This window comes from Psychrobacter sp. TB15 (assembly GCF_000511655.1).
Lineage (GTDB): Bacteria > Pseudomonadota > Gammaproteobacteria > Pseudomonadales > Moraxellaceae > Psychrobacter > Psychrobacter submarinus.
The window spans coordinates 251,245-262,682 of record NZ_AYXN01000042.1 but is presented as its reverse complement, the minus strand read 5'-3'; the positions used below and the strand labels follow the sequence as shown (position 1 = coordinate 262,682).

Annotated in this window: 9 protein-coding genes; all 9 read left to right on the top strand. The window is 48.5% G+C overall.

Features of this window, described 5'->3' with window-relative positions:
- Window positions 1–103 precede the first annotated feature (103 nt).
- The 9 genes from nuoE to nuoM all read left to right on the top strand — a co-directional run bounded on the left by nuoE (window position 104) and on the right by nuoM (window position 11,438).
- Complete coding sequence (gene nuoE / locus W234_RS0112690) at window positions 104–613, top strand: NADH-quinone oxidoreductase subunit NuoE (RefSeq protein WP_025647208.1); 510 nt, start codon at window positions 104–106, stop codon at window positions 611–613.
- Entirely contained in the window at window positions 610–2,034 is a 1,425-nt protein-coding gene (nuoF, locus tag W234_RS0112685; protein WP_025647207.1) for an NADH-quinone oxidoreductase subunit NuoF, read from the top strand. The genes nuoE and nuoF overlap by 4 nt, the downstream gene beginning before the upstream one ends.
- 10 nt (window positions 2,035–2,044) lie before the next feature.
- Window positions 2,045–5,170: an NADH-quinone oxidoreductase subunit NuoG gene (gene nuoG / locus W234_RS0112680; RefSeq protein WP_025647206.1), complete on the top strand. Its 3,126-nt coding sequence runs from the start codon at window positions 2,045–2,047 to the stop codon at window positions 5,168–5,170.
- A gap of 1 nt (window position 5,171) precedes the next feature.
- A complete protein-coding gene (nuoH, locus tag W234_RS0112675; RefSeq protein ID WP_025647205.1) occupies window positions 5,172–6,215 on the top strand; it encodes an NADH-quinone oxidoreductase subunit NuoH in 1,044 nt (347 codons plus the stop codon).
- A gap of 54 nt (window positions 6,216–6,269) precedes the next feature.
- A complete protein-coding gene (gene nuoI / locus W234_RS0112670; protein ID WP_084212670.1) occupies window positions 6,270–6,818 on the top strand; it encodes an NADH-quinone oxidoreductase subunit NuoI in 549 nt (182 codons plus the stop codon).
- Window positions 6,815–7,522 carry an NADH-quinone oxidoreductase subunit J gene (nuoJ, locus tag W234_RS0112665; protein ID WP_025647203.1) on the top strand — a complete coding sequence of 236 codons (708 nt, stop codon included), beginning with the start codon at window positions 6,815–6,817 and terminating at the stop codon, window positions 7,520–7,522. The genes nuoI and nuoJ overlap by 4 nt, the downstream gene beginning before the upstream one ends.
- Window positions 7,523–7,608: 86 nt before the next feature.
- On the top strand, window positions 7,609–7,929 hold the full coding sequence (gene nuoK, locus W234_RS14085; RefSeq protein WP_037059904.1) for an NADH-quinone oxidoreductase subunit NuoK: 321 nt from the start codon (window positions 7,609–7,611) through the stop codon (window positions 7,927–7,929).
- A 4-nt stretch (window positions 7,930–7,933) separates the two neighbouring features.
- Entirely contained in the window at window positions 7,934–9,808 is a 1,875-nt protein-coding gene (gene nuoL, locus W234_RS0112655; RefSeq protein ID WP_025647201.1) for an NADH-quinone oxidoreductase subunit L, read from the top strand.
- 1 nt (window position 9,809) lies between these two features.
- Window positions 9,810–11,438, top strand: a complete 1,629-nt coding sequence (gene nuoM, locus W234_RS0112650) for an NADH-quinone oxidoreductase subunit M (protein WP_037059844.1) — start codon at window positions 9,810–9,812, stop codon at window positions 11,436–11,438.

The following is an 11,438-nucleotide window of genomic DNA, read 5'->3' as shown; positions in this document are numbered from 1 at the left end:
TAAGCAACATTGATATTACCGCCAATAGGCACACCAAACCGCTGCAGCAGTATTATTAAAGCCTTAGGGCGCAGCGTGATGAGTGAGGATAGAATAGAAGATTATGAAGATTGTTTCTGATAAAACGCCAAAGGTAGATGTCGCTAGTATTTTGACGACAAGTGAGATTGCCGCTATTAATGAGTTTATGCATCATTATCCACAAGCGCGCGCTGCGTCTTTGGATGCGCTAAAAATAGTACAAAAGCGCAATGGCTGGGTAGATGATGCGCAGGTCAACGCTATCGCTAATATCCTAGAAGTTCCGGTGACCGATATCGAGGGCGTCGCCACTTTTTATAATCGTATTTATCGGCAGCCCGTTGGCCGTCACGTGATTCTTATTTGTGACTCGGTATCCTGTTATCTAACAGGCTATGAGGCGTTATCAGTGGCTTTTAGAGCTGAGCTGGGTATTGAGTATGGTCAAACTACCGCTGATGGCCGTTTTACTATTTTGCCGATTTGTTGTTTAGGTAACTGTGACAAAGGCCCGGCAGTATTGATCGATGAAGATACTTACGGCCCAGTACAACCTGATGAGGTCGCGCAACTATTGGAGCTATACGCATGAGACTAACCGTTGCAGAGCAAATTGCCCAGCGTCGCCAAGGCAAAGCCCCAAGCCAGTTAAATGAGCAGCGCATTGCCGTTTATGGCGATAAAGATACAGCGACTAGTGAAACGAAGCCTTTGACGTGGCGACTTGCGCACCACGATGCTGTACTCGATTTGGCCACTTATGAGTCCCTACGCGGCTTTGAAGCGCTGAAAATAGCTTTAAATCAGTCTGCTGGCGATACGCTGAGCACTATCAAAGAAGCAGTGGTAAAAGGCCGTGGCGGTGCTGGTTTCCCCGCTGGTATTAAGTGGTCGCTGATGGCGCCTAATGATGGCGGGCCGCGCTACTTAGTCTGTAATGCTGATGAGATGGAGCCTGGCACCTTTAAAGATAGACTACTTATGGAGCGTTTACCGTTCCAGCTCATCGAAGGTATGCTCATCTCAGCCTATGCCATTGAAGCGACAGCAGGTTATATCTTTATTCGCGGCGAGTATATATTGGCAGCCGAGCGTCTAAATGCGGCGCTCGATGAGATGCGCGCTAACAATTTGCTCGGTGATAATATCTTGGGCTCAGACTTTAGCTTTGATTTGCATGTGCATACGGGCGCTGGCCGCTACATCTGCGGTGAAGAGACGGCGCTTCTGAACTCTTTAGAAGGTCGCCGTGCCAATCCCCGTACTAAGCCGCCATTTCCGCAAGTCGCTGGTGCGTGGGGCAGACCAACTATCGTCAATAACGTTGAGACCCTACATAACGTCTCGGCCATTATTTTGCATGGTAGCAAGTGGTATCAAGATCTATCAAAAATCAAAGGAACGGTTGAAACCCCTGGTACTAAGCTATTTGGTTGCTCAGGTCTGGTCAATGATCCAGGCCTTTGGGAGCTGCCATTTGGCTACACCGCGCGCGAGATTATTGAGGATTTTGCCGGTGGTATGCAGGAGGGTCGTACCCTTAAGGCTTGGTTACCCGGCGGCGCATCCACTGACTTTTTGACCGCTGAGCATTTAGATACTATTGTCGATTTCGATACCATTCAAAAAGCCGGTAGCCGGATGGGTACAGGACTGCTTATGGTGGTCGATGAAGCGCAAGATATGGTACCGCTACTGCGCAACCTAGAGATTTTCTTTCAGCGCGAATCTTGCGGGTTTTGTACGCCGTGCCGTGACGGTCTGCCTTGGGGCGTCAAGCTGCTTACTGCTATCAATGATGGCGAAGGGCAAGTCGGTGATGTCGAGAAACTTGAAGGTCTGACCCGCGATCTTTGGATAGGTAAGACGTTCTGTGCTCACGCTCCTGGTGCTATGGAGCCACTGATGAGTGCAATCAAATATTTCCGTCCTGAGTTCGATAGTAAGATTGCTCAGGCGGTAGGCGAAGATGTGATTGAGGCTGCAGGTAATCCACAGCCAGTAGCAAAATAAGGAGAACGGCATGGCAGTCATACATATTGATGGAACCACTGTCGAAGTTGATGGCGCGGATAACTTATTGCAAGCGTGCCTATCACTTGGCATTGATGTGCCGTATTTTTGTTATCATCCGGCATTAGGCTCAGTCGGCTCTTGTCGTCAGTGCGCCGTCAAGCAGTACCAAAACAAAGAAGACCTAGAGGCAGGTAAAGGTAAGCTTGTGATGTCTTGCATGGTTGCGCCAGGCGATGACATGTATATCTCGGTGACAGATGATGAGGCCAAGGCCTTTCGTAAGTCGATGGTTGAGCTATTAATGACCAACCATCCGCATGATTGTCCGACTTGTGAAGAGGGCGGGCATTGCCACTTGCAAGATATGACCTATATGTCAGGCCATAATACGCGCCGCTATCGCTTCACTAAGCGTACCCACCATAACCAAGAGCTTGGTCCGTTTATCGCCCATGAGATGAATCGCTGCATCGCGTGCTATCGCTGCGTACGTTTTTATAAAGATTATGCCGGCGGCGAGGATTTGGGCGTATTCTCTTCGAACAACCGCGTCTATTTCGGCCGTGAAAAAGACGGACAGTTTGAAAGTGAGTTCTCTGGCAACTTAACCGAAGTCTGCCCAACGGGCGTGTTCACTGATAAGACACACTCTGAGCGTTACAACCGTAAATGGGACATGCAGTATGCACCTAGCATCTGTCATGGCTGCTCAGCGGGTTGTAATATCTCGCCTGGCGAGCGTTATGGTGAGCTACGCCGCATTGAGAACCGTTATAACGGCGAGGTTAACCGCTACTTCTTATGTGATAGAGGTCGTTTTGGCTATGGTTATGTCAACCGCGCCGATCGTCCAACGCAAGCGCTTGAACGTATCAATGATAAACACGTCAAAATCAATATTGATTATGCATTAGATGAGACGATCAAACGTCTGCAAGATAAAAAAATCGTCGGTATTGGCTCGCCGCGCGCAAGCTTAGAGACTAACTTTGCACTAAAAAACCTAGTTGGTTTTGATAACTTCTCAACTGGTCTGAATCATCAGCAGCAGTCGCTCGTCAATAAGTGTATCGAAGTGCTGAGCACCGAAGGTATTTATAATCCGAGCATGACGGATATCGAAAGTCATGATGCGGTGTTGGTACTTGGCGAAGATATCACGCAAACTTCCTCACGGGTAGCGCTATCGGTACGACAAGCGGCGAAAAATAAAGGTTTGAAAATGGCGGCGGCGGCTAAGACGCAAGCTTGGCTTGCTGAGCCAGTGAAGCGTATTGCTCAAGACGCGCTCAGTCCGGTCTATGTCATCGACGTCACCCAAACCAAGCTTGATGACATCAGTAAAGCAAGTGTAGTGGCAACTCCGGAAGATATCACCCGCTTAGGGTTCAAGGTGGCAGATGAGATTGCGAGTTTAGCGGACGACTTGACGCAAATAGACGATCCAGCTGAACAACAAAGCCAAGCTTCAGCCGATACTGATGTTACTGACAACAATAATAGCGAAGATGGCGATAATAGTGATGGTATGCAAGCGTTAGCCAAACAGATCGCTTATGACTTAATACAAGCTGATAAGCCTTTGGTTATCGCGGGCACCAGCTTAGCCTCTAACGCTATGATTGAAGCGGCGGCGCAGATTACGCAAGTGTTAACGAACAAACGCGCTGCTATAAAAAACACGGAACAACAGCAGGTCGATGCCCACAATGCTAAAGTCAAGGCGGCAGAGCAACAAGCGCAAACCGCTCAGCCTGAAGAGGACAAGGAGCTCGCCGCTAAGCCTGCCAAACCAGAAACCGGTACGGATAAACAAGAGCAAGAAGATGTCAATCGCGAGCCTGCGGATACCCTTGAGCTAAAAGAGGCGAATACTAACTACAGCGCGCAGGCGGGTATTTATTTGACCGTGCCAGATGCCAATAGTATTGGTGTGTGCCTGCTCGGTGGCCAATCGGTAGAAGAGCTGTTAGCGACTGACTTTGATGTTGTCGTCGTGGCTGAAAACCAATTGAGCGATGCTATCGCCGCTAGTAAGTTAACTCAGTTATTGACTGATAAAACGGTTATCGCCCTTGATCATCAGCTGCTAGATTGGCATAAAGATGTCGATATCGTGCTACCGGCGGCGAGCTTTGCAGAAGCAGACGGCACACTAGTATCAGCGGAAGGCCGCGCGCAGCGCTTCTTCCAAGTCTATGATAATGACTATTATCATCCTATGAGCAGTATCAAAGAAGGCTGGCGCTGGTTGCATGCAGTGCATAATAGTCTACTTGGTAAGCCGGTCGATTGGACGCAGCTCGATGATGTGATTAATGCCTTAATCGCCACCCATCCTAATCTTGCTGCTATCAAAGACGCCGCGCCCGATGCTGATTACCGTATCAGCGGTCTAAAAATAGCCCGTCAACCGCGCCGCTATTCTGGCCGTACTGCTATGCGCGCGCCTATCTCCGTACATGAGCCAATGCAGCCAAAAGATTTAGATACCGGTTTGACCTTTTCGATGGAAGGCTATAGTGGTAAGCAAGCTGCCAGCTCCATGATTCCATTTGCCAGTGCAGCAGGTTGGAACTCACCACAAGCTTGGAATAAGTACCAAGATAAAGTCGGTGGTCATCTCAAAGGCGGCGATCCGGGCGTGCGGTTATTCGATCAAGCAGAGCGCTTAGTCGCGCGCCAGTATGTGGCGCCAGAAGCAGGCACCTCTAAGCGTACAGATATGGAGCAAGGCCAAGCCAAGCTTGTGCCTATTTATGATATCTTTGCCAGCTCAATAATGGCCGCACGTAGTCCGGTTGTCGCCGCGCAGCTACCTATCGCCACTTGGCATATCGGTGCTGAAGATGCGGGCGCGTGGAGCATTGGTACTGGTGATTATCTAGCGATCGATATCGAGCAGCAGCAGATGACGCTGCCGGTGCAAGTGGTTGATTATTTAGCAGAAGGCTGTATTGGCTATCCGGTAGGGCAAGTGAATATTATTCATCCCTCGATGCCAGCTTCAGTACGCAAGGTCGAAGCACCAGCCGCTGACGTTAAAATAAACGGTGACATGGCTGATGACATTGCTAGTGAGATGACCGCCACTGCTGACAATGTCAGTATTAGCAGCACGCAGGAGGTGTAATATGCAAATCACTCGTATCATTCCTGATGTGCCAAGCTTTTTGGCAAATAGCCTAACCGTTGAGACTTGGTCTATTTTATTCTTAGTCCTACAAGCTCTGGTGATCTTCTTAGTCGTAGTCATTGTCGCGGCGGTGATGATTGTTTATGAGCGCCGGATGCTAGCGTTATGGCAGGATCGCTACGGTCCCAATCGCGTCGGGCCTTTTGGCTCGTTACAGCTAGTCGCCGATATGCTAAAGATTTTCTTTAAAGAAGATTGGACGCCAAAATTCACCGATAAGTTTATTTTTACTTTAGCGCCAGCGGTAGCGATGTTCACCGCTTTAGCTTCTTTTGCTATTATTCCAGTCTCACCAACCCTTGGCGTGGCAGATTGGGATATCGGTATTCTGTTCTTCTTTGCGATGGCAGGGTTGGCCGTTTACGCGGTGATGTTCGGCGGTTGGGCCTCGGCCAATAAGTTCTCCTTGCTAGGGGGTCTGCGCTCAGCGGCACAAACCATCAGTTATGAGGTGTTTTTGGGCTTATCGCTCATGGGCGTTGTCGCTTTGACTGGCTCCTTTAACCTGCGCGAGATTGTCGAATCGCAAATTGATGGCTGGTATATCATCCCGCAGTTTTTTGGGTTTTTAACCTTTGTGGTCGCAGGCGTTGCTGTCACGCATAGACACCCCTTTGATCAGCCAGAAGCGGAGCAGGAGCTTGCTGAAGGCTATCACGTTGAATACTCAGGCATGAAGTTTGGGATGTTCTTTATTGGTGAATACGTCAACGTCGTGCTCATCTCAGCCTTGATGACTTGTCTGTTCTTTGGCGGCTGGTTACCACCGTTCAATATCGATATTCCGTTTATACCGCCCGCTTTTTGGTTCATGATTAAGACGCTCTTCTTTATGACTATGTTTGTCTTGGCCCGGGGCTCACTGATGCGTCCTCGCTACGATCAGGTGATGAACTTTGGCTGGAAAGTCTGTCTACCAGTCACATTAATCAATCTATTGATTACGGCTTTGGTTATTTTGATTTTTTCGCCAACGCTGTAGCTGTATGCTGTCTTATAGGTGACGCAAAGAAATGCTGATAAGGATAATAATCCCATGTTAAACGCCATAAAAAAGACGGTCATTGGTCTGTTTACCATTGTCCGCAGTATGTGGATGGTCAACAGCCATGCCATAAGGCCGCGCGATACTATACTTTATCCAGAAGTGCCGGTACCAGTACCGCCGAGGTTTCGCGGACGTATCATATTGACGCGTGATCCTGATGGCGATGAGCGCTGCGTGGCTTGTAATTTATGTGCGGTGGCCTGCCCTGTAGGCTGTATCTCGCTACAAAAAGCGGAGCGCGAAGATGGGCGCTGGTATCCAGAGTTTTTCCGTATTAACTTCTCGCGCTGCATATTTTGCGGGATGTGCGAAGAGGCCTGTCCGACGACTGCGATTCAGATGACGCCAGATTTTGAGCTTGGTGAGTATGTGCGTCAGGATTTAGTCTACGAAAAAGAGCATCTATTGATCTCAGGGCCAGGAAAATATCCTGATTATAATTATTACCGAGTGACAGGTATGGCAGTAGACGAAAAACCAAAAGGCGCGGCGCAAAACGAGTCGGCACCTATCGATGTAAGGAGTTTACTACCATGATGGAGTTTATGAATCATCCGGATTTGGTAGGGTTTTATGCTCTAGGCGCAGTGGCTATTTTTGCCAGTCTACGAGTGGTGACTCACGCCAATCCCGTCCACGCTATCTTGGCGATGATCGTCACTTTACTGGCGTTATCGGGTATTTTCTTTGTTTTAGGGGCGCCTTTTGCTGGCGCGCTTGAGATTGTCGTTTATGCCGGTGCCATTATGGTGCTATTTGTCTTTGTGATTATGATGCTCAATTTGGGCATGGCAGATGAGGCGCGTGAAGAGCGTTGGCTCGATGCAAAGACTTGGGCGATACCGACTGGGCTTACCCTGATTATCGCCGTAGTGCTATATGGTATGATCGGTCTTAATCATGACGAGACCGCGGTTATCGGCGGGGTTAATGTCCCAGCAAAAGCAGTCGGCACCGTACTATTTACCAAATATATTATGCTCGTTGAAGTGGCGGCCTTTTTGTTACTCGCCGCTTTAGTTGCTGCTTATCATTTAGGTAAAGAGTCTAATGATGATGAGATTGTCGATAACGATAGCTTAGCGTATCGTCCTTCGGTGGGTAGCATCAAAGAATATGAAGAAGATAAGCTTGAGAGTAATACTGATGCGACCAAAATGGCTAAGCCTTATGTTTATGATACGGTTGATCCTAATGACTATGTGGCAGCGCCGCGTAGCAAGCGTAAGGAGCTAGACTGATGGTACAAGCAGTGAGCGCGGCACATGAGGTGTCAAGCGTGCCGTTTGCGCATGAGGTAGTGGGTGTTGCCGAGCCTGCTATGGCAATGCAAAATACGCTAGGTCTGATACCGATGAGCCATGGACTCATATTGGCAGGTATCTTATTCACTATCGGTCTGTGCGGTGTCATGGTACGGCGCAACTTTTTATTTATGCTGATGGGACTTGAGATTATGATGAATGCCGCAGCGTTGGCATTTGTGGTCGCAGGCAGCCGCTGGGTCGATCCAGATGGACAAGTGATGTTTATCTTTATTTTGACTCTAGCCGCAGCTGAGGTCTCCATTGGGCTTGCGATACTATTACAGTTTTATCATAAGCGTGGGCATCTCGATGTCGATAGCGCCAATGAGATGAAAGGATGATGCCATGAGTTTATTACCATTAACCTTTATATTTCCGCTCATTGGCTTTTTGATTTTAGCCTTTATGCGTGACAAATTATCTGAGCAGGCCGCTGGCTTCGTCGGTGTCGGCAGCATGGCGCTATCGGCGCTTTGTACCTTAGTGGCAAGCTTTAGCTTTTTAACGAGCTATCCTGCTGGCAGTGTTATGCAAATACCGCTATGGACTTGGTTTCAAGTCGGCGATTTTGCCCCTGGGTTTAGCTTAAGCTTTGATGGTTTAGCGCTGACGATGACAGGCATTATCACGGGCGTCGGCTTTTTGATTCATCTATTTGCCGCTTGGTATATGAAAGGCGATGCAGGTTTTGCGCGCTTTTTTAGCTATATGAATCTGTTTGTCGCTAGCATGCTCTTGCTAGTGCTTGCTGATAACTTATTGCTGTTATATCTCGGCTGGGAAGGGGTCGGCATTTGCTCATACCTTTTAATTGGTTATTACTTCCATGACCGTGCTAACGGTCAGGCAGCAATCAAAGCCTTTACCGTGACTCGTATCGGTGATGTGTTCTTGGCTTTTGGTCTATTCTTGCTATTCCGCGAGTTTGGCACGCTTAATATTCAAGAGATTATCACGCGCGCGCCAGAAGTGTTTGATATTAATAATCCAACCATGATACTGACGACCATGATGCTCGTTGGCGGCGCTATGGGTAAGTCAGCACAGCTGCCATTACATACTTGGCTCGCTGACGCGATGGCAGGTCCGACGCCAGTGTCGGCTCTGATTCACGCCGCAACTATGGTAACCGCTGGCGTTTATTTAATCGCTCGTATGCATCCGCTGTTTGAGCTGACTCCAGGGATTTTACTGTACTGGGTCGGCGGCGTTGGCGCGTTAACGCTTGTGGTCGCAGGTTTCTGTGCTTTAGCGCAAACCGATATCAAGCGTATTCTTGCTTATTCGACTATGAGTCAAATCGGCTATATGTTCTTAGCGCTCGGCGTAGGCGCATGGCAAGGCGCTATCTTCCATTTGATGACGCATGCTTTCTTTAAAGCCTTATTATTCCTATCTTCAGGTGCAGTGATCCTCGCGGTACATCATGAACAAAACATCTTTAAGATGGGCGGTCTGCGCAAAAAGATACCTTTAGTATTTTGGTGTTACTTGGTAGGTGGCGGCGCTCTAGCAGCTATTCCTTGGGTGACGGTTGGCTTTTATTCTAAAGAAGCGATTCTTTGGGAGACTTATGCCACCGGTCATCAAGTGCTATTTTATATGGGCGTATTCGGCGCCTTCTTAACGGCAATTTATACTTTCCGGATGATTTGGATTGTATTCTTTGGTGAAGAGAAAACCCACGCGCACAAGCTAAAAGGGGTTTCTTACTGGCTGCCATTAACCATATTGTTAGTACTATCGACTGCCGTTGGTGCTTGGATCACGCCGCCGTTACAAGGGGTGCTGCCAGAGAGCTTTGGGCATCTATTAGAGCTGAGCGGTGAGGCGCATGGTAAGCATACTGCTGAATATATCGCTATGGGTGCGATGCTGTTAGGTTTAATTATAGCGGCGCTGTTGTATGTCGTTGATAAAGGCCGGATGCTCACTAAGTTCAAGCGCTCGACTATCGGTGGCGGCCTTTATTACTGGTGCTATCACGGTTTAGGCTTCGATGCGTTATTCGATATTATATTTGTAAAACCCTTTTTATTCATCGGCCGCTTGTTCAAAGCCGATCCTGTCGATAAAAGCTGGATGGTACTGCCTACGCTGGCCTCAATCGGTAATAAAGTATTTTCCCGGACGCAGACAGGATCTCTTCGAGGCTACGCGGCAAGCTTTGGCTTGGGCGTAGCGGTATTGCTAGTGCTGGTAATGATGACGGTGGTGTAAGATGATAGAGTTACAACAAACGTGGATGCTACCAGCATTGATTGCAATTCCGTTCATAGCGGGGTTGTTATGTTGGTTGGTTGAGCGCTTCAATAAGCGCCTGCCGCGCTGGATTGCTTTGTTCGGCATGATACTGACTTTCGTTTTGTCGTTAGTACTATGGCATTACGGTGATTTTAGCGGCATGAGTAAGCAGGTCATTGCGCCGCAGTCGGCTGTACCTTGGGTCGCTGAATTCAGTGTGCCTTGGATACCCGCTATGGGCATCAGCTTCCATCTAGCGATGGATGGTATGTCACTATTGATGGTGGCTTTGACTGGGTTTTTGGGCGTGGCAGCGGTTGCTTGTTCATGGAATGAGATTCAGCGCCGAGTTGGGTTTTTTCATCTCAACTTGCTATGGAGCCTAGGCGGCGTCATCGGGGTATTTTTAGCCATTGATCTCTTCTTATTCTTCTTCTTTTGGGAGATGATGCTGGTTCCTATCTACTTCTTGATCGCACTTTGGGGTCATGATGTGGTCGGTGGTAAGACCAAAGAATACGCCGCAACAAAATTCTTTATTTATACCCAAGCATCAGGGCTTATCATGCTGATCGGTATTTTGCTGCTGGTTATTTTTAACCGCGCGCAAACAGGCGTTGTTAGCTTTAACTATAATGACCTGCTCGGCACCTCGCTTGGTGGCTGGGAATATCCGATTATGCTGTGCTTCTTTATCGGTTTTGCCGTGAAATTGCCGATTTTGCCGTTTCATGGCTGGTTACCTGACGCGCATGCGCAGGCACCAACGGCAGGTTCTGTCGATTTGGCTGGGGTACTGATTAAGACGGCCGCTTATGGTTTGATACGCTTTGTGTTGCCGCTATTTCCAGCTGCCTCGCAAGAATTTGCGCCTATTGCGTTGACGCTTGGCGCTATTGGTATCTTTTACGGCGCTTGGCTTGCCTTTATGCAAACCGATATGAAGCGACTACTGGCCTATACTAGTATCTCGCATATGGGCTTTGTTGTCCTAGCGATTTATGCTGGTACTTTGCTCAGCTTACAAGGCTTGATGATACAGATGCTCGCACACGGGCTTAGCTCAGCGGCGTTATTTATTATGGCAGGTCAGCTCTATGAGCGTCTGCATACCCGCGACATCACATTGATGGGCGGTATGTGGGGGCAGTTCCGCTATTATGCACCGATGCTGATGTTCTTTTGTGCCGCGCTGCTTGGTATCCCAGGTACTGGTAACTTCATTGGCGAGTTCATGATTTTATTTGGCACTTTCGCTCAGTATCCTGTATTCGTCGTACTGGCGACCTTTAGCTTAGTGTTAGCGGGCTTGTATGCACTGATTTTGGTTTACCGTACTTTATTTGGTGTGAATAATGCTAAAGAAGTCGCGTTAGAACATACTAAGGCACATGGCCTGCCTGAGCGTCCACTAAAGGATCTAGGCAAGCGTGAGATTACCTTGCTGCTGACCTTAGCGGCCGGTCTAGTTTGGCTCGGACTGTACCCACAACCAGTGTTAGATACTTCTAGCCATGCGATGCAGTGGATCAATAATGCCTATATTTATAGCGAAGTCACTCAAGTGGACGCATCGAGTTTGCTTGATGCAATGGAGGCACGTTAA

What these genes read in the sequence shown, in the direction of transcription:
- nuoE (WP_025647208.1), top strand. Translation starts at nt 104, where the DNA reads ATGAAGATTGTTTCTGATAAAACGCCAAAGGTAGATGTCGCTAGTATT.
- nuoF (WP_025647207.1), top strand. Translation starts at nt 610, where the DNA reads ATGAGACTAACCGTTGCAGAGCAAATTGCCCAGCGTCGCCAAGGCAAA.
- nuoG (WP_025647206.1), top strand. Translation starts at nt 2,045, where the DNA reads ATGGCAGTCATACATATTGATGGAACCACTGTCGAAGTTGATGGCGCG.
- nuoH (WP_025647205.1), top strand. Translation starts at nt 5,172, where the DNA reads ATGCAAATCACTCGTATCATTCCTGATGTGCCAAGCTTTTTGGCAAAT.
- nuoI (WP_084212670.1), top strand. Translation starts at nt 6,270, where the DNA reads ATGTTAAACGCCATAAAAAAGACGGTCATTGGTCTGTTTACCATTGTC.
- nuoJ (WP_025647203.1), top strand. Translation starts at nt 6,815, where the DNA reads ATGATGGAGTTTATGAATCATCCGGATTTGGTAGGGTTTTATGCTCTA.
- nuoK (WP_037059904.1), top strand. Translation starts at nt 7,609, where the DNA reads ATGCAAAATACGCTAGGTCTGATACCGATGAGCCATGGACTCATATTG.
- nuoL (WP_025647201.1), top strand. Translation starts at nt 7,934, where the DNA reads ATGAGTTTATTACCATTAACCTTTATATTTCCGCTCATTGGCTTTTTG.
- nuoM (WP_037059844.1), top strand. Translation starts at nt 9,810, where the DNA reads ATGATAGAGTTACAACAAACGTGGATGCTACCAGCATTGATTGCAATT.